Below are 18,052 nucleotides of genomic sequence, written 5' to 3'. Positions count from 1 at the left end.
CCAGCGCTAAGTGATGACGGACTTTTCCAGCGGCGTCTGTAGGCTGGAAGGGAAGTGAGCTTTTTCACTCATCAATCAGTCATCACGAGGGATCTTTTCCACATGGAAGTTACGTTAAATGGCCGCATGAAGTGGCTGGCCCGGTGTGTCCTGCTGTTGATCGCCGGCACCGTGCATGCACAAACGCCCGCACCTGAATCGAGGCTCGAATATTTGAGCGTCGATCAAATCAATCAGCAGATGGATGGCAAGCAATTGACGGCCGTCAGGCTCGTGCAGCACTTGCAACATAGGATTGCAGCGCTGGATAAACAGGGGCCGATGATCAACGCCATCATCGAACTCAACCCCGATGCATTAGCCATGGCCGAGGCAATGGACCGCGAGCGAAAGGCCGGGTACATCCGCGGACCTTTGCATGGTATTCCCGTGCTGCTTAAAGACAATATCGATACGTCCGATCAAATGCAGACCAGCGCCGGCTCTTTGGCCATGGTCGGGACGCCTGCCGCGCAGGATGCTTTCATTGTGCAACGCCTCAGAGCCGCCGGAGCGGTGATACTTGGCAAAACCAATCTCAGCGAATGGGCCAATTTTCGCGACCCGGGCCTCCCCAGCGGCTGGAGCGGGCGCGGCGGGCAGACCAAAAATCCGCACGTATTGAGCGCCGATCCTTGCGGTTCCAGCTCAGGTTCCGCTGCTGCCGTCGCCGCAGGTTTTGCCCCGCTGGCTGTCGGCACCGAAACCGCTGGCTCGATCATCTGCCCGGCGTCCCTGAACGGCGTGGTGGGCATCAAACCCACGGTGGGCTTGTTGAGTCGCAGCGGCATTATCCCCGTGACTCACAAACTGGATACACCCGGACCCATGGCGCGAACCGTCCGCGAGGCGGCACTCTTGTTGAATGCCATGACCGGCACTGATCCCGCTGATCCGATCAAAAAGCCCCAGTGGCTGGACGCGGTGGACTACACAGCACTCTTGCGTCCAGACGCACTGGTTGGACAGCGAATCGGCTACCCCGCCAAGTTCGACCGCAGCGGTGCGCCGATGCTTACCGACCCTCAGTTTTCCAAAGCGTTGGAGCTCATGCAGGCTGCCGGCGCAACGTTGATCCCCGTAGAACTGAATGACCCATTATCGGAACAGGTGGAGGAGGCATTCCACATGGGCATCAAGCATGAATTGCCGCGTTACCTCGCGACTCGAACAGGTATTCCGGCGCAGACGCTGGAAGACCTCTTATTGTTAAATACCCCAAACGCCGAAGGGCACAATCAAGACACGTTAATAGCCGCCAGCAAGGTTGTGTTTGATGAGCAGACCTACAACAAACTCTGGCAGAAAATTCAAATTGAAAACGCCGCGGGCATCGATAATTGGCTGAGCACACATCAACTCGATGCCCTCGTATCGGATGTCGAGTCGCCCGCCATGAACGTCGTACCACTGGCGGGATACCCCGGCATCATGGTGCCCTCCGGGATAGCCGAAGACGGCGTGCCGACATCGGTTTTCTTCTATGGACCGCGCTGGAGCGAGGCGAGACTTTTGGGCTTGGCCTATGGGTATGAGCAGGTGTCTCAGGCTCGGCGAGTGCCTGCGTTTAAGCCGTAGTGGATGATCGAAGCAGCGAGGTCGCAGCTAAAACGCTCATCGAGCATTAGAGCTGCGACCTTCCACATCACTCAACCATCGCAAAATCCCCACGCCCCACCGAATCCGGTGCAGCCCCGCTCACACTCATACCCCGCCCCGGTGCGAACCCGGGGAAGAACACCAACCCCTGCGACTCAAATCGATACGCCAACGCCAGCCGGTTTTCATCCGGCACATCGCGCCGGGCCTCAAATCGCTCAATCGCGTCTACCGAAACGCCAGACTCCCGGGACAGCTCATCAACACTCCAACCCAGCATCGCCCGGGCCTGGGCGCAGTGGGCAGGGGTGAATTGGAAGAGGGCGATACGTTCCAGGGTGATTTTCATCGCATAAGAGGCCATGGTGTTCTCCGGGCTCAAGAGTGCTGATTCAAAATGTACTGTGTTTTTGTACAGTTGTTTTGCGCCCGGATCAAATGGATTTTTTGATTTGTCCTATTTCGCACCCTCCATCCAGACGGACGGCGCATGACCCAACACACGGCGAAACATCGTCGAGAACGCTGCCGGGCTCTCATAGCCAAAATCCAGTGCAATCCGCGTCACCGGCTCACCTGCCGCCAGCTTCGCGAGCGCTAAAACCACGCAAGCGCGCTGCCGCCATTGGCTGAAACTCAGGTCGGTCTGCTGGCGAAACAGGCGATTGAACGTGCGCAGGCTGATGTGCAACTGATCCGCCCAATGCTGCGGCGACTGATGCGCATCCGGCCGCTGCAAAAAGCCTTGGCACAACCCAAGCAGGCGCACATCGACGGGCAACGGAATGTGCAACGGCAAGTGAGCACTGCGCGCCAGTTCGTGCAGCAGCAAATCGATCAACGCCCCATCCCTCCCGGCCTCGTCATACGCCAACGGCATCTCGACCGCCTCCATCAGCAAATGCCGCATCAACGGCGAAACACGGATCACCTGGCAACGACTCCCCAGATCAGCCACCCCCGGCTCGACGTACAAACTCCGCGTGCTCACCCCCAGCATCAACACCTCGTGCGCCACCCCCGCCGGAATCCACACCGCCCGCTGCGGCGGCACCACCCAATTGCCGTCATGCGTGCTGACCTGCATCACCCCGGTAGCGCCGTACAACAACTGCGCCCGCCGGTGCGTATGACGAGGCAGCACATGGCCGTAGGAATAATCAGTACCGATCGCCACCACCGAGCGTGGCGTGTCATCCAGCAAACTAATCGAAACATTGCGCATCGGAGTGGCTTCCAGAAGTTGGCGTAAACGCAATCATTATTGGCTGACTTGCTGAAGCAGGCCAAGCCACATCGCATTATCGTCGACCACCCCCAATCAACGGACGACGCCCAATGTTCTATCTCCTGCTGACACTCTTCGGCTGCATGACCGGCGTCACCGCCGTGCTATTCGGCTTCGGCGGCGGCTTCGTCGTCGTGCCATTGCTGTACCGCATGCTCATTGCCAGCCACGGTGTAGATGACCCCATCGGACAATCGGCGATGCACATTGCCGTCGCCACCTCGACCTGCGTGATGATCGTCAACGCATTGGTCGCCACCGGAAAACATCACCGCGCGGGTAATCTGATTCGCCATTACCTGTGGCCGCTGGGTGGCTTCATCGGGTTGGGCGCGGTGGTGGGCGCAATGGCGGCAATGTGGGTGAGTGGTGAGGTGATTCGCTATGCGTTCATTGCCTACCTGGGCGTGACCATTGTGGATTGCCTGTTCAGGCGCGGATTTCTTACGCAGTCCGACAACAACATCCCACGACGATTGGGGAGGGCGGAAGTGTCCGGTGGCGGCGTAGGAATTGGTGCCATTGCCACGTTTCTCGGCGTAGGCGGCAGCGTCATGACCGTGCCGCTACTTCGGCGTTGCGGGTTGAGCATGTCGCAGGCGACGTCCATGGCCAATCCTTTGAGTTTGCCCGTGGCGTTGGCCGGGACGCTGACTTACATGGCGATGGCGGGGTTTACCGATTTTGATTTGGGGCCGTGGTTTGTCGGTTATGTGGATCTGCTGGCGTTTGCGGTTTTGACCATGGGCGCGTTGGTGGGGATTCGATTGGCTACGCCGTGGATTGGCCGGATTCCGGATCGGATGCATGCGCGGGTGTACATCGGTTTGCTGGTAGTGGTGATGGTCAGCATGTGCCTGAATTGAACGCCGTCATTTCGCCTCCAACCCCGGCGCCTCACGAATAATGAAGTGATCCAGATTCTCGATATTCGCACTGAACACCCCGAACGTCTGCTCGGGGTTTTTCTTGCTCGGCACCTGCTTCAACTCCGGCGTCACGCCATAAAAGAAACAAAACAACTCCGCTTCACTGTCGATGGCATGCTTGATCTCCTCCAGAAACGCTTTGCGCTTGCGGTGGTTCTCGATCAACTTCTTGCTCAAATAAACGTTCACCGAATAAGGCTTCTTCTTCGCCTCATCCGCCTGCTTGAACCAGACCTTCTGCTCGAAATCGATGCGAAAGCTCTGCGTGTAATCCTTGATCTCCTTGATCTTGCCCCAGTAAATCAGCCCCTTGTTGTCCTGCAGATACTCGATCTTCTTGAAGAACGATCCATAAGGCGCCGTGTGCTCGCCAATCTTCAGCGGCATGCGCTTGAGCAGCTCCTTGTCCTCGAAATTCGACACAAAACACTCCACCGGGTGGGCGAAGATGCTGGTCTTGTCTGGTGCTGATTCGTGGCTTGGGTGCTCGGCATCGTTGGGCTTTGACAGAGGTTGCGGATCGTCCCGCAACACATCCGCCGCTACAGCCGGGTTCGACGCCTTACGCACATACTGACGTCGGGTCAGCAACAACTCCGACGGGAAATGTTCCTCGCGACTGTCATCCGTTTCCGCACCATCCGCGTCCACACCTGGCGCCGACGCCTTGAGACTGACATAAGGACAATCCGCCAAATGCCGGGTGCTGGGCGTGTTCTTGAAGTGCGGGGTGCGAACGTAATTCATGTTCTTGGCGTTGAATGTCGTCAACACATTTGCCGCATCGAACGCCGCACGGCAGGCGTCATTGGGGCATTGGAAGTGTTCCTTGGCGGAATCGAAATCCATCGTCTCGTCGAAATTGAGATCGCGCACGTCATAGATCGACAGCTTGTCGTCGAGGCTGAGGCAGTAGGCGAGGTCGAATTTCATGGCGGGCTCGGGTCCTTGAGTGGGGAAGGGTATTAATAGCGGGAGGCACGGCGCGTTGCACTGACTGTTTTCAACACACCGCAAAATCAACGGCAACACACCTCCCCTGTAGGAGCGAGCTTGCTCGCGAAAAATCCGAGAACACCGCTGTGTTGGTGCTGGTGCGGTTTTGACAAACTGCTAAGCCGGTAATGCAGGCGTATATTGATAGTGTCGATCCAGGTAGTTGAGGCGATAAAAGATCGCCAATGGTGGGACAAGCGAGAGTGCTGGGGGCGCTAGCGGATAACCCAGAACGTTTGGAGGTGTCACATGAGGCAGTATCAACGACTCTTTCTGATCGCAGGTCCAACCATGCGTCACTCGCCGGCGATGGAGCGGGCAATCGCACTGGCCGATGCCACAGGTGCAGCGCTGCATATCGCGGTGTTCATCGAAGACTTCGACCTTTTGCGGTTAATGAGCAACAGTGAACAACTTCGTGAGAGTTGCCGGCAGGAGAACCTGCAGTGGTTGACGGATGAGGCCGAACTCATGCGTAAGAAGGGCATCAATGTGACCACCGAAGTTGCATTGACCCGTGACCCGCTGCAAGAGATCCTTGGGCATGTGGCTGAAATGCAGCCGGACCTAATTATCAAGGACGTACATCATGAATCAGCGCTCAAACGCGTATTCGTCACGCCTTTGGATTGGCAGTTGTTGCGCGAATGTCCAACCCCCATACATCTGGTCAGCGAAGTCAGGTGTCCGCTGCCTCGGGTGATTGTGGCAGCGGTTGATCCATCGCATCCAGAGGGTCAGATCAGCGGAATCAACGACAGCGTCATTCAGGCGGCGAACGAATTGGCGACGCAATGTGATGCTGAATTGCACATGCTGTATGCCTATGAACTGACACACACGCATTTCTCTGATGCAGGTGCTGGCGCCGTGACGATGCCAGGCTTCAGCAACGACGTGCGCCGGTCACTTGAAAAGTGCTTCATTGCCTTGGCTGCACGCCACGGCGTGCCACCCGAGCGACAACACTTCATTGCAGGGCCGCCAACCAAAGCGATGGCCGACTTTGCCACTCATACTCGAGCGGATGTCTTCGTAATGGGAAATACCCATCACAAAGGGGTGGACAAGCTGATTGGCAGCACCACGGAGCATGTTCTGTATCAGGTGCCCTGCAGCGTTTTGGCCATCAAGGGAGAAGCGGATCACTGAACAAAAAAACCGCCACTATCGCAGCCGGCTTTGGTGCTGATGTGGTTTTGACCCAAGCTGCTGCTTTATCACTGCATCATCACCGACGGCGAGATCCTGGCCGGCTGGTCGCGTGGCACGCTGGGTGTTGATGAGGCAGGGCGCACCACGCTGGCCTTTGTATGGGGTTGGTTGTCGGGTGCGACTGGGGGAGGAAAGTCGAGTTATGTTGAGGTTGTTGCGTAGTGGGGGTGGATTCTGACCTGCGCGATTGCAGCTCTGAAATTTCACAGTCCCCCGCGTCAGATGAACAAATCCGCTACTTGAAAATTCAAGCAGCGGATCGGTTGGCGCGTTTGAGCAGTCAGAATCCGCGTAACACCCGTGACGCCTTTCGCCACCAAGAACCACGCTGATTGAACGGATCATCCACCAACACACAAGGCATATCCCGCAACCGAATCCACGGTTCATCCTGCCAGTGCAACATGCAGAGCGACATCTTCGGCCAGTCCAGCACGCTCAACGTTGGCCGTTCCACCGAACGTGATGGACGCGCATCACGTAGCGTCGGAACAACCTGGTGAGTCAGCCATTCCCTCAGTAGTCGATACTCGGGGCAGTAGTGATAAACCAGCAGCGCGTAAACACCAGACTCGCTGATCATAAGTCGTTCTTCAGTACTGCCTTGAGCCTCCACGAGCATCATCTGTCGCTGATCTGCATCCAGCTTGCGTGACATGCGTTCGTCGAGATGTTTGCCCATCAATCGTCCCAGGTCGTGAGCACAGAACCACGCCTGGTTCTCCAACAGAAGGGCCCGAAGACAGGTACCGTGACGAAGGAACAGGGTTGAAACGAGCGGTTCAGACATGGCGGACCTCCTGAAACGGAAGCACGCGATTGGACATACGGATACGGTGAGTCACCTTCATCGTGAAGGTCGGAATATTAGGCATATCCTTTACCTCTGGCTGCTTTCTTAGGGCATTCGTTATGGGTGTCGGGAGCTAAGAAACCCACCAGAGACGGGCCGGACATATTCCCCTTTCGGGTCTTGTATTCGCCCACTCCCGACATAACGGGGATCTTTTCGCAGACGTAGAGGAACCGCAGACGAAAAAAAGCCGCATGACTGTCGGGTGCGGATGGCCGCTCTGGTTGAGGCGTTTCTTAGGCGCCGAAGTAAGAGCCTAGAGGGTCAATACCAGGTGGTCAACCCTTCAAAATCATTCATCATTTTTCCGCCGAGAATGTGTAGGACTTAGGCATTCAAGCCGAACGTTTTCTGTATCTCGGTACGTAGGACTTCTCTGTTTTTGGTTTGGCATTCCCAAATGATCATCACTCTCCAGCCAAGCGCGATTAGTGCCTGCTGTGCATCAAGATCTCGCTCGACGTTCTTTGCCAATTTCGGCAACCAAAAGTCGAGCCTACTCTTGGGCGTATACGCATACTTGCATCCAGGGTGCCTGTGCCAAAAGCAGCCGTGGACGAATAGGCATAGTCGGTGCTTGGGGAAGACCAAGTCCGGTTTTCCTGGCAGATCCTTCCTATGCAGACGATAACGAAGCCCCATCTCATGACACACCGATCGCGCGGCCATTTCAGGCTTCGTGTTTTTGCCCTTGATCATCGACATGATCTTGGAGCGGTGCTCTGGGGTGACTGTGTCTGCACTCATTCAATTTATGCGTCCGGGCTTGTAAATTGACTCAACTGCTTGATCTGTATCGCCTCACTTAATTTAGCTTTCTCTTTGCTGAAGTTCGCGCAGGTTGATCCCTATAGTGACTGGATTCATGTGCGCAATGTAGGAATCTCTCCCACAGGGACGGTACCGATACGCTCTGCTTGGACTCAAGATTCTTCAATCACCGTTGGATTTTTTGTTCCGGGCTCCGGCGGTGGCTCCGCTCTGCCTTTACGTGCTTATGACAAGTGGATATTGTGAATGGCATTGGGCCATTTCAAGCCTCTTAATGCCATATCCACATAATTGATTTCTGAAGACCTTACATTCAATTAATTTGTCCTTAAGGTCATGCCGGCTTTGAGGTTGGCTATGAGTCGCGAGTCTTAGAGGAGTGCAACATGGACAAGGAGTCGCCCCTGAAAATTGATATTTGCAGCCAACTCATCTCTCGAGTCATTGTTGCGGAAGCGACTTATGAGGCGGGCGCATGGGTATGTCGGTCGCTCCGTGGTTAAGCTGAACCCTCTGTTGCGCATGGCGACCATCGCTGGTGTTGAGGTCGCAGTCAAACTCCACATAGCGCGGGGTGACGACCTCAATGCACGAGACGGGAGAGGCGCTACTCCTCTGATGCTGGCCTGCGCCCGAAGGAAAAAGGGCATTGTGCAGCTGCTTCTCGCTGCTGGCGCGAAGCCGCAGCTTCTCGACCCCGAAGGCAGGAACGCTCTCCAACACGCGGAGGTGGGGAAGTGTGCCCAATGTATCGCTCTGTTGAGAGAGGCTCTTGGTTCTTCTGTCCAGGTAAATGAAAACGACGTAAGTGATGAGGATTCGCCTCAGACCGACGTGCAGGCGACGGAGTCCTTCCATCCCTCCTTTTCGAGTGAATCGTTGTATCACAATGAGTCGGATGAAAATGCTGATGTGGCGTCTCAGGTCGATGAAGTCTTTGTGTCTGACGCTTTCCCAGTAGCTGAACCCGCTATATACGAGAAGCGTCCTTGCCTCCGAACTGGCGAGCATATCGTCGTGAATGGCGAAGCAGAGACCCGCTCAAATCTAATTGACTTAGACGATGAGTCTCTCGATTTTGGATTCGAAGATGACTGGGTAGCGGAGTCCGAAGCGATTGCCCCGAATGGGGACATGACCGTAGCTCAAGAAATCAGCACGCTTCAAGGAACGATAGGTCAGCACAAGGCGATCGACACCGATGTGGAGTGGGACGATGTCGATCTGTTTCTTCCAGAAAGGGCGCTTCCGTTAGCGAATGATGATGGCGAGGGCATCCGTGGCTTGCTCTTCCGGGGATTGCGCGAAGGTACTGTATCCGAGACAACTCTTATCGATGTATGTCGAGATGTTGACACCTCTCGCAATGAAGATATTGAACGTCTTCTGACTTTCGTTTTGGGCGATCTCGGCATTGTAATCGATGAGTGGACGCGGTTGGCCGAGCATTCGGATCTTCTTGAACCGACTGCTGACGAAGAACTTGAGCTATCAGAGGCCTTGGAGTTCGTTGAAAATCTCGCATCAGGTCGCAACGAGCCGCTGAGATTCTACGCAAAGGGGTTGAAAAAAGACCTACTCCTGGCAGCAGAGGAATTAGCTTTAGGCCGGGAAATGGAGGACGCAAAGAGGCAGGCGCTGAATGCTCTCTCGTATTGGCCCTTGGGCCTTGGTGTCGTTTTTGAAGCTGCCGATAAGGTAGCTCGCGGGGAAGCAAGTCATGAGGCGTTCATCTCTCGAGATGATCTTGTTGGCGAAGGTGAGGGTAGCGAGAGCGCTAGTGAGACATCTTCCGTTGAGGATGTTGAGCACGAGGACGATGAATTCGGAATTGATTCGGTTGCAGCAACCTTTGTCTCTGCGGTTTCAGCTGCACGTTCTGCCGGCAATGACTCCTCGAAAGTCCGTGATGCCCTTGCTGCCGCCAATCTTTCCAGAGTTTTTCTCATTGAGCTGTCGAGAAAGGCAGATTGTGATTTAGCAGGTGCAGGCTTCTTTTCTGCAATTCGACGCCAGGAGGCAGCACGGGAAAGGATGATTCTTTCCAACCTTCGTTTGGTGCTTTCTATAGCCAATAAGTATCGATGGTCTGAGCTTCCTTTTGATGATCTTGTGCAGGAAGGCAATATAGGTCTGATGAGGGCGGTCGAACGCTTCGACTGGCGCAAAGGGTTCAGGTTTTCCACTTATGCGACATGGTGGATTCGCCAGCAAATTACGCGTGCAATTGCTAATCAGGAGCGAGCGGTCCGTGTTCCCGTTCACATGCAAGACCTGGCAAGGAATATTTTACGTGAGCGGGATAAGTTCGAGTTTCAGATGGGGGGGCCTGAAAGCGAGCGCGAGACATCCTATCGAACGGGGATAGCCCTAGATAAGCTCAAGCTTCTTTTGACCGTATTCGAGAAGGTCAGCAGTTTGGACGAACGCTTTGAAGGCTCTACAACCTCCTTGCTCGATATCCTTATGGAGGAGGAGCCATCAGACCCGGCGATCGCTGCAGAAAGCGCTTCTTTACGGGCAATTTTGTTAGACATGATTGGAGAACTTGACGATCGTTCGGCCAAGGTTATCACTCTCCGTTTTGGCTTGGGCCAAGATGACGCCATGACCTTGGAAGAGATTGGGTGCCTATTTGATGTTACTCGTGAGCGTATTCGACAAATCGAGTCCAAAGCACTTAAAAAACTATGCCATCCAAACAGAATGGAGAAATTGACCTTATATGTGGGCGACTACTTCGAGGTAAAACAGCCTCTCTCTCCTGAAGTCGAATCAGAGGTGGCCAGGAATCAAGGTACTACGCACTTGGTACGGGCGAGTCCTATCATCCGGTATCCGAGGACGTAGTGGTCTTCCATCAGGTCGTAAACAAGCCTGCATTGCCCATTTTTCCGGTGGAGGCAAGGGCCGCCCGTAACGAGCGGCTGTTATACGATCTTCTGGACGAGGCCAAGGCTCTTGGCCTTAGCGTTGAGGAACCGCATTCGGGTGATTGCCGGATTCACATATTGCTGCCAGCACAGCCGGATGCTCGGGTTCGTAAAGTAACCCGCAGGATGGTTGACATCGGTTTCACACTTCTTTCTGGAACTACCTACGTCAAATGAACGAACGCACCAGGTATGCCCCGCCGCGAGCCGGCGCGATGCTGGAAGCTCTACGTGGTCTCGGATACTCGACTGCCGCAGCTTTAGCTGATGTGATTGATAACGGTGTTTCCGCCGAAGCGTCAGAAATTCGTGTGACGTTCGACTGGGATGGCAATAGAAGTCGAATTTCCATATTGGACAACGGACGAGGCATGGACGACGCCGAGTTAGAGGCGGCAATGACACTCGGCGCTAAGAGTCCTCTCGATGACCGTGCGCCTAATGATCTGGGGCGTTTTGGGATGGGCTTAAAAACCGCATCCTTTTCTCAGTGCCGCTGTCTCACTGTTGCATCTAGACGGATGAATGGTCCGGTGTCCTGCCTGCGTTGGGATCTCGATGCTATAGCTGCATCGACGGACATTGGATGGAGAATGTTTGAGGGGGCAGCTCATGGCTCCGAAGCATTCGTTGAGCCGGCAGATGCACTTCACTCCGGAACCATAGTTCTCTGGGAAAAGTTGGATCGAATCGTCACGGCCGGCTATACCCCTGATCACTTTGCCGACTTGATAGACGATGTTGAGCTACGTTTGGCAATGGTCTTCCATCGCCTTTTAGAAGGGCCGAGCCCGGTTTTTCGGCTGATCCTCAACGGCAGGATAGTAAATCCATGGGATCCCTTTATGACAGGGCACCCTGCGAAGCCGTGGCATTCGCCAGTAGCTCGAACCCTTACACCATCAGGCCTCGTGGAGGCTCAATGCCACGTTTTACCACACAAAGATCGGCTTTCTGAAGAAGAGTTCCGTAGGTCGGGTGGGGCAGAAGGGTGGACCTCTCAACAAGGATTTTACGTATATCGCAATCATCGCCTACTTCTTGCAGGTGGTTGGCTTGGGATTGGGCAGGGACGTGCATGGAACCGAGAGGAGCCTCATCGGCTTGCTAGGATCAGGTTGGACATCCCTAATACAGCCGATTCCGCTTGGAAGATCGACGTCAAGAAGTCAACCGCCCGGCCTCCGATAACAGTGCGTCCATGGCTTACGAAATTGGCCGAGGATACGAGAGAAAGAGCCAGAAGAGTCTTTGCTTTTCGGGGCACGCCAATGCCTGGGCCTGGTGGAATCAAGATTGAACATCAAGCATGGCGTGTCGATAGGCTAAAGGATGGTGTTCGCTACCGCATTGATGAGAGACATCCGGCGGTGGCCGCGGTGATTGAGGCGGTTGGCGGAAACGCAAGCCTTGTTCGGGCCATGCTTCGGGTCGTCGAGGAAACTGTGCCTGTACAGCGAATATGGCTCGATACAGCCGAGAATAAAGAAACGCCACGTACCGGGTTCGAGGGGGAACCCAACGCGGCTGTGTTCGAGGTTGCAGGCGTACTCTTTAATGACTTGATTGAACGCAAGGGGTTGAGTGTCGAAGAGGCTCGCAAATCGATGCTTAGGACCGAGCCATTTCAAAAGTATCCAACATTGATTGCCAAATTAGGGGAGCAAGAATGACCTCAGCGGAAGAGATAGCTGCGCAAGTGGAGCTGCTGGAAAATGTTATCGCTACTGCGCAGCGGCTGGTGAAGACCGAGAAGGATAAGTCCAAAATTACCCCGACCCTCATTGCCGAAAAGGTCCGGCTTGCGACGGAGATGTTCTCTGGCGATTCACCTTATATAGTGGATCAGGGAAAGGCTGTAGCTACGCTGATCCAGCGCTTCAGCCACTGGATTGGCAAATCGACCACGCTAAAAGACAACGCGGGGCACTTTGACTGGCTCACAGCCGCGCGCAAACGTAATTGGCAATACTGGCGGCGTTACGAGGACTTTTTAGAGTCCAAGCTCTCTGACACGGTGGTTGAAGGGATTGATGAGGCCACCGACGATATCCTAGGTCTGTTAGAAGACCCACAGCGTGGAGATGACTGGGATCGCAGAGGACTTGTTGTCGGACATGTGCAGTCCGGGAAAACCAGTAACTACTCCGGCCTCATTTGTAAGGCGGCAGATGCGGGTTACAAAATAATCATCGTGCTCGCGGGCATGCACAACAACCTGCGCTCGCAAACCCAAATGCGGCTAGAGGAAAGCTTTCTAGGCTACGAGACGACAATTGACCGCGATCCAGGCATGCCCATTGGCGTAGCTGAGTTCGGCGAAGACCTGAAAACCAACTCTGCGACCACGCGCGCGGAAAACGGCGACTTTAACAACGCTATCGCTAGACACTTCCACGGCATCTCTCCTGAGGAGCGCCCATGGCTTTTTGTGGTTAAGAAACAGAAGACTGTTTTAACTGCCCTGTTGGATTGGATACAAAAGCGAGTAGCTGATAGCACAGATGCGAGTGATGGACGAAAGCTCGTCACAAAGCTACCTCTACTGATGATCGACGACGAGGCAGATAACGCCTCGGTCGATACAGGTGAGCAAATGTTCAACGATGACGGCACTCCGGACGAGGAGCATCAGCCTAAAACTATTAATCGCCTGATCCGTCAGTTACTACACGCATTCTCACGTAAAGCCTATGTCGGTTACACAGCTACCCCTTTTGCGAACATCTTCATTCATCACAAAGGCGCGACGGCTAAGGAAGGCCCGGACCTCTTCCCTAGGTCTTTCATAATCAACCTTGCCGCCCCGTCCAACTACGTGGGTCCTGCCCGCATGTTCGGCAAGATGACGAAGGACGGACGCAAGGGTGCGCTTCCCCTCTCACGGAGCATCGCAGATCACTATGATGCCGAGAAGGATTCAGGATGGATGCCACCCAAGCACAAAAAGACCCACGTCCCAACCTACAAGGGGCAGGAGATCATTCCGCCTTCCCTGAATGAGGCAATATGCGCTTTCGTGCTGGCTTGTGCGGTGCGAGAGTTACGCGGCCAGGATGGCCAGCACAATTCCATGCTGGTTCACGTCACCCGCTTCGTAGACGTGCAAAACCATGTGCGCGAACAGATTGAGGCGGCCGTACGTCGCATGCGCCAGAAGATCACCCGCGGCATTGACGCCGAAGAGCAGCTAGAGCAGTTGCGCAAGCTCTGGGTTGAAGATTTTCTCCCCATCCGAGATCAAGTGGCAGAGCTCTCCCCGATAGAGGATCGTCCCCCAACTATGCCAACCTGGGATGAAATCCTTGCAGTTTTGCCTGATGTGCTGGATGACATTGACGTCCGCTCTATCAACGGTACGGCCAAGGACGCGCTGGATTATGCGACACCCGGCGCGGTGCTCAAAGTGATTGCAATTGGCGGCGACAAGCTTGCCCGTGGCCTTACTTTGGAGGGGCTATGTGTGAGCTACTTCGTGCGTACAACCAAGATGTATGACACGCTCATGCAAATGGGCCGCTGGTTTGGCTATCGCCCTGGTTACCTTGATCTGTGTCGCCTCTACACCTCTCCTGATCTGGTGAAGTGGTTCGGCCACATTGCCGATGCTTCGGAGGAACTACGGGAGGAGTTCGACTTTATGGCCGAAGCGAAGCTGACGCCGGAGCAGTACGGACTCAAGGTGATGTCTCATGAGGTGCTTACTGTCACCTCTCCGTTGAAAATGCGAAACGCGCAGACGCTTTCGTTGACTTACAGTGGGACTCGACCACAGACCATCCTATTTCATCGTGACGCCAAGATTCAGCAACAGAATCTCGATGCTACCGACGCTCTAATCGGGTCACTCGGCAATTCATGGGCGGATTCGCCGAAGCATGCTCGCGATGGTGATCCAGACTCATGGCCAAATGCACGTCTTTGGAAGGACGTTAGCGTATCCAAGGTTCTAACGTTTCTTGGCGCTTATGCGACGCATCCGAATGCCACAAGTGCAAAGGCTGTCTTGCTGTCGGAATTCATAACTAAGATGGTCGGCACCGGACAATTGACAAAGTGGAGCGTCGCACTGCTCGGCGGTGGTAATGGCGTTGGAGATCAGCACGTATTCCCCGGTGGCGAACCTTCGGACAACTATTCGATTCGCAAGACCGAGGACCCTGTCGATCCTGAGAGGGTTGATCCAAAGAGTTTCGCCATCGGTGTGCTCACCGACCCCAAAGACGAAGGTATCGACCTCAGCGATGATGTTTGGCGAGAGGCATTGGCTCTTACTCGTGCAGCTTGGAAGCCTGAACCTTCGCGCGGCCGTATCTCTTTGCCGAACTTCCCGAGTGGCAAGGGCATTCGCGAAACTCGTGGAAAACATGGTGGGGACGCGGACCGCGGATTGCTTTTGCTCTACCCGCTAACGCCGCACTTCTACAACGAAAAGACGCCTGAACGACTAATCGTCCCTGATTGGAGCAAGCCCATTATGGCCTTCGCCATCGCGTTCCCCAGCAGTGACAACCCAATCAGCGTGGAATACGAAGTTAACCTCCTCTACTGGATGCAAGAATATGGTCCGTCCGAATGAAGAGTTCCTGCTGGCTTGGTCGTCGCTTTCCGGAAACGACACCATACCAGGCTGGCAGGTTATTTCCCTTGCTCCTGCTGGGCCTGTCGAAGTGCAGGCCGGCCGGCGCTCGCCCGCCAATGTCGAGGCAATATTGTTCTGCTTTCCGACTGCTAAGTTGGCCCGTACGGAAAAATTGCCCGAGGGCCAAGGCTTCCTGATCGAGAGAGCCGAAGCAGTAAATCCTGGAGGGCTTAGATTAGCGCTCACGCGGCAAGACGCTGGAAGCATTGAGCTCTTCGCTGCGATGGTTTGCGATGTAGTTGGCGCTTTAGACGAGACCGCAGCCACTGGCGTAGACGAAACCAAGTTGTTGCGGGTCTTAATTGGGCGAGTAGTTGCTTGGAAGCAGTTCATGTCGCGTGGTGCGAATCCTCTCAGTCTCGAGGCAGAACTCGGTCTGACAGGCGAACTCAACTTTATGATTGCTCTACTGGAGTCAGGAGTATCGGTTGGGGAGGTACTCCAAGGCTGGGTGGGACCAGATGACGCTCCGCAAGATTTCCTTTTGGGAGACGGTGCGGTTGAAGTCAAGGCTACGATGTCCACGTCTGGCTTCCCTGTAAAAATAACCTCCCTTGAGCAGTTGGACGACTCCGTAGCATCGCCTCTCTTTCTCGCTGCCGAGCGTTTTTCTCGTGAAGCGGGCGGCCATACTCTTCCCGAGTTGATCGCCAAAGCCAAGCTACGACTAGGTGATGAGCCTGGAGCTGTCAACTTTCTTAGAGAGAGGCTCATGGTTGCGGGTTACTTCGAAGGCCACTCAAGTTACTACACCCGAAAATTCGAATCGAAGGGGAGGCGGGTCTTCTCTATATCCGAAGGCTTCCCAAGATTGACACCGGGAATAGTTCCCACTGGAGTCACGCGGGCCCTCTACGAAATCAATCTGGACCACGCCGGAGACTTCCTTTCGGACCTCGACGCGGCTCTGAAACAACTAGGAGTAACTGGATGACGCTTGATGACTTTTTCGCAGAGACTAGGAGCGAGATTGCGAGCCAGATGTCTGACGGCGCCACATTTGGTGAGCTCGTTTTTTCCGAAGTGGTGATGCAGCACCTCGTTGAAGCAGGAATGACTTTCGATCCAGTTGTCTGCCACTTTCAGGGAAAGATCGCCAATGCGAACTTGCGCTTGAGCGGTTATGCCATGTCTGAAGACGCAGACCAACTTGACCTGTTCGTAAGCCTCTACGAAGGCTTTGAAAGCTTGAGCCCGATTGCCGATCAAGACGTCAAGACGGCTGCGGCTCAATGTGTTCGCTTTTTGGAGCTCTGTGCGGCTGGACGCATTGCCGAAAAGCTCGATCCGTCAAGCGATGTCCATTCCCTTGCGCTGACGATTCGAGAAATTTACGACGGGCTCGAACAGGTTCGTGTTTATGTACTTACGGACGGTATAGCCAAGTCGAAAAGCTTCCAAGCTCGAGAAGTTGGCGACAAACTCGTGAAACTTGAAGTAATGGATATTGAGCGACTTTATCGCCATCGTTCTGAAGGTAAGCCTCGTGATGAACTTGTCGTTGATTTCAAGGATGTGTCAGGTTCTCCGCTTCCTTGCGTTTTCGTGCCAGGTGAAACAGGCGATTATGACTATGCACTTACCGCAATTCCAGGTGAGGCGCTTCGATTCATCTATGAGAAATTTGGCCCTCGACTGCTTGAGGCCAACGTGCGCTCATTCTTAAGCGTGAAGGCGAAAGGTGTTAACGCGGGACTGCAGAATACCTTGCGGAATGCCCCTGAAAGATTCATGGCTTACAACAATGGGATTGTATTGGTCGCTGACGAGATGCGGTTGGATCGCGCTGTAGATGGGTCGCCGGGCATTGCTTGGTTACGTGGCATGCAAATTGTTAATGGCGGCCAAACCACAGCTTCAATTTTCTTTGCTAAGAAAAAGTATGCAGATACGGATTTGAGCAAGGTGCGCGTCCCAGCCAAAATCATCGTTATGAAAGAGCAGGATCCCGCAAAAGAAGAGGCGCTGGTCTCCGACATCTCGCGTTATGCCAACAGTCAAAATGCTGTTCGGCAATCAGATCTATCAGCCAACAAGCCATTCCATGTTGATATTGAGCGGTTATCGCTTTCCGTCTATTGCCCTGATGGCATGGGTCGATGGTTCTACGAGAGGGCTGCCGGCAGTTATAACACCCTCCTTTCACGTGAAGGTGTCACTCCAGCTAAGCTTCGCGCCCTGAGGGACTCCGTACCAACCTCGAGGAAAATAACAAAAACTGAGTTGGCGAAGTACTCTACAGCGTGGGATGGCCACGCTGATGTGGTCAGTCTTGGCGCACAGAAGTGCTTTGATCGGTTCATGTCTGGTATGACTGACCTTGAGGCTAAAGGTACGGGTTTTACTCCGGATGTTTCTTATTTTAAGGCTATTGTCTCAAAAGCTTTGCTGTTCAAGGCAGTCCACAAGACGGCGCGGCCATTGGTACCGGCCTTTCTCGCGAACGTTGCGGCTTACACTGTCGCATTAATTTCTCAAGCTTATGGCAAGTCCTTTAATCACGAGCGCGTCTGGAGCAGACAAGGTATTTCTCCTCAGCTTGTTAAGCAGATCGAAATTTGGGCGAGGGAAGTCAATGATCGCCTTCATGAGACAGCAAATGGCAGGATGATCTCTGAATGGGCAAAGCGTCCTGAGTGTCGAGAGGCTATGTTCTCTCGACCGTTCTCTCCTCCCTTAGCAGATATTCCTGAGACGCTCTGACATCCCATTCACTACCCAGAGGCACGCTGAAAATTCGCTGTCGTGGGGGGGGCGGCCCCCCACGACACTTCCGGCGCTAACTGC

General features: G+C 54.4%; 13 protein-coding genes. 8 read left to right on the top strand and 5 right to left on the bottom strand.

The genetic code is table 11. The features are described from left to right. Nucleotides 1–102 precede the first annotated feature (102 nt). Nucleotides 103–1,617 carry an amidase family protein gene (locus tag F8N62_RS03495; RefSeq protein WP_150709652.1) on the top strand — a complete coding sequence of 505 codons (1,515 nt, stop codon included), beginning with the start codon at nt 103–105 and terminating at the stop codon, nt 1,615–1,617. A 67-nt stretch (nt 1,618–1,684) separates the two neighbouring features. Here F8N62_RS03495 and F8N62_RS03490 read toward each other — a convergent pair whose 3' ends face one another. Both F8N62_RS03490 and F8N62_RS03485 read right to left on the bottom strand, forming a co-directional pair. Then, entirely contained in the window at nt 1,685–2,002 is a 318-nt protein-coding gene (locus tag F8N62_RS03490) for a helix-turn-helix domain-containing protein (protein ID WP_150709651.1), read from the bottom strand. A gap of 93 nt (nt 2,003–2,095) precedes the next feature. After that, on the bottom strand, nt 2,096–2,863 hold the full coding sequence (locus F8N62_RS03485) for an AraC family transcriptional regulator (RefSeq protein ID WP_150709650.1): 768 nt from the start codon (nt 2,861–2,863) through the stop codon (nt 2,096–2,098). 113 nt (nt 2,864–2,976) lie between these two features. Between F8N62_RS03485 and F8N62_RS03480 the strand changes: the two genes are divergently transcribed. Further along, complete coding sequence (locus tag F8N62_RS03480; protein ID WP_150709649.1) at nt 2,977–3,792, top strand: sulfite exporter TauE/SafE family protein; 816 nt, start codon at nt 2,977–2,979, stop codon at nt 3,790–3,792. 6 nt (nt 3,793–3,798) lie between these two features. On the opposite strand, the gene F8N62_RS03475 is transcribed toward F8N62_RS03480, so the two are convergent. Then, nucleotides 3,799–4,788, bottom strand: a complete 990-nt coding sequence (locus F8N62_RS03475; protein ID WP_150709648.1) for a hypothetical protein — start codon at nt 4,786–4,788, stop codon at nt 3,799–3,801. A gap of 312 nt (nt 4,789–5,100) precedes the next feature. On the opposite strand from F8N62_RS03475, the gene F8N62_RS03470 reads away from it, so the two are divergent. Further along, nucleotides 5,101–6,003: a universal stress protein gene (locus F8N62_RS03470; RefSeq protein WP_150709647.1), complete on the top strand. Its 903-nt coding sequence runs from the start codon at nt 5,101–5,103 to the stop codon at nt 6,001–6,003. Between the two features lie 343 nt (nt 6,004–6,346). Here F8N62_RS03470 and F8N62_RS03465 read toward each other — a convergent pair whose 3' ends face one another. Together F8N62_RS03465 and F8N62_RS03460 are read right to left on the bottom strand one after the other, a co-directional pair. Then, nucleotides 6,347–6,856 (bottom strand): Bro-N domain-containing protein, encoded by a 510-nt coding sequence (locus F8N62_RS03465; protein WP_150709646.1) that lies wholly within the window; start codon nt 6,854–6,856, stop codon nt 6,347–6,349. A gap of 390 nt (nt 6,857–7,246) precedes the next feature. Then, nucleotides 7,247–7,666: a very short patch repair endonuclease gene (locus F8N62_RS03460; protein WP_150709645.1), complete on the bottom strand. Its 420-nt coding sequence runs from the start codon at nt 7,664–7,666 to the stop codon at nt 7,247–7,249. Nucleotides 7,667–8,152: 486 nt separating this feature from the next. Between F8N62_RS03460 and F8N62_RS03455 the strand changes: the two genes are divergently transcribed. From F8N62_RS03455 to F8N62_RS03435, 5 genes are all read left to right on the top strand, one after another. Then, entirely contained in the window at nt 8,153–10,540 is a 2,388-nt protein-coding gene (locus tag F8N62_RS03455) for a sigma-70 family RNA polymerase sigma factor (RefSeq protein ID WP_150709644.1), read from the top strand. A 298-nt stretch (nt 10,541–10,838) separates the two neighbouring features. Further along, a complete protein-coding gene (locus F8N62_RS03450) occupies nt 10,839–12,296 on the top strand; it encodes an ATP-binding protein (RefSeq protein WP_224791334.1) in 1,458 nt (485 codons plus the stop codon). Continuing rightward, on the top strand, nt 12,293–15,202 hold the full coding sequence (locus tag F8N62_RS03445; protein ID WP_150709642.1) for a Z1 domain-containing protein: 2,910 nt from the start codon (nt 12,293–12,295) through the stop codon (nt 15,200–15,202). Before F8N62_RS03450 ends, F8N62_RS03445 begins: the two co-directional genes overlap by 4 nt. Further along, nucleotides 15,186–16,199 carry a PD-(D/E)XK motif protein gene (locus F8N62_RS03440; protein ID WP_150709641.1) on the top strand — a complete coding sequence of 338 codons (1,014 nt, stop codon included), beginning with the start codon at nt 15,186–15,188 and terminating at the stop codon, nt 16,197–16,199. Before F8N62_RS03445 ends, F8N62_RS03440 begins: the two co-directional genes overlap by 17 nt. Then, nucleotides 16,196–17,968 carry an AIPR family protein gene (locus F8N62_RS03435; RefSeq protein WP_150709640.1) on the top strand — a complete coding sequence of 591 codons (1,773 nt, stop codon included), beginning with the start codon at nt 16,196–16,198 and terminating at the stop codon, nt 17,966–17,968. Before F8N62_RS03440 ends, F8N62_RS03435 begins: the two co-directional genes overlap by 4 nt. The last annotated feature ends 84 nt before the right edge of the window (nt 17,969–18,052 follow it).

Source organism: Pseudomonas fluorescens, assembly GCF_902497785.1.
Lineage (GTDB): Bacteria > Pseudomonadota > Gammaproteobacteria > Pseudomonadales > Pseudomonadaceae > Aquipseudomonas > Aquipseudomonas fluorescens_BO.
This window is presented reverse-complemented; position numbering and strand designations above follow the sequence as displayed.

Coding starts and splice junctions, on each gene's coding strand:
- F8N62_RS03480 (WP_150709649.1), top strand. CDS start 2,977: ATGTTCTATCTCCTGCTGACACTCTTCGGCTGCATGACCGGCGTCACC.
- F8N62_RS03490 (WP_150709651.1), bottom strand. CDS start 2,002: ATGGCCTCTTATGCGATGAAAATCACCCTGGAACGTATCGCCCTCTTC.
- F8N62_RS03465 (WP_150709646.1), bottom strand. CDS start 6,856: ATGTCTGAACCGCTCGTTTCAACCCTGTTCCTTCGTCACGGTACCTGT.
- F8N62_RS03450 (WP_224791334.1), top strand. CDS start 10,839: ATGCTGGAAGCTCTACGTGGTCTCGGATACTCGACTGCCGCAGCTTTA.
- F8N62_RS03495 (WP_150709652.1), top strand. CDS start 103: ATGGAAGTTACGTTAAATGGCCGCATGAAGTGGCTGGCCCGGTGTGTC.
- F8N62_RS03435 (WP_150709640.1), top strand. CDS start 16,196: ATGACGCTTGATGACTTTTTCGCAGAGACTAGGAGCGAGATTGCGAGC.
- F8N62_RS03475 (WP_150709648.1), bottom strand. CDS start 4,788: ATGAAATTCGACCTCGCCTACTGCCTCAGCCTCGACGACAAGCTGTCG.
- F8N62_RS03440 (WP_150709641.1), top strand. CDS start 15,186: ATGGTCCGTCCGAATGAAGAGTTCCTGCTGGCTTGGTCGTCGCTTTCC.
- F8N62_RS03455 (WP_150709644.1), top strand. CDS start 8,153: ATGAGGCGGGCGCATGGGTATGTCGGTCGCTCCGTGGTTAAGCTGAAC.
- F8N62_RS03470 (WP_150709647.1), top strand. CDS start 5,101: ATGAGGCAGTATCAACGACTCTTTCTGATCGCAGGTCCAACCATGCGT.
- F8N62_RS03445 (WP_150709642.1), top strand. CDS start 12,293: ATGACCTCAGCGGAAGAGATAGCTGCGCAAGTGGAGCTGCTGGAAAAT.
- F8N62_RS03485 (WP_150709650.1), bottom strand. CDS start 2,863: ATGCGCAATGTTTCGATTAGTTTGCTGGATGACACGCCACGCTCGGTG.
- F8N62_RS03460 (WP_150709645.1), bottom strand. CDS start 7,666: ATGAGTGCAGACACAGTCACCCCAGAGCACCGCTCCAAGATCATGTCG.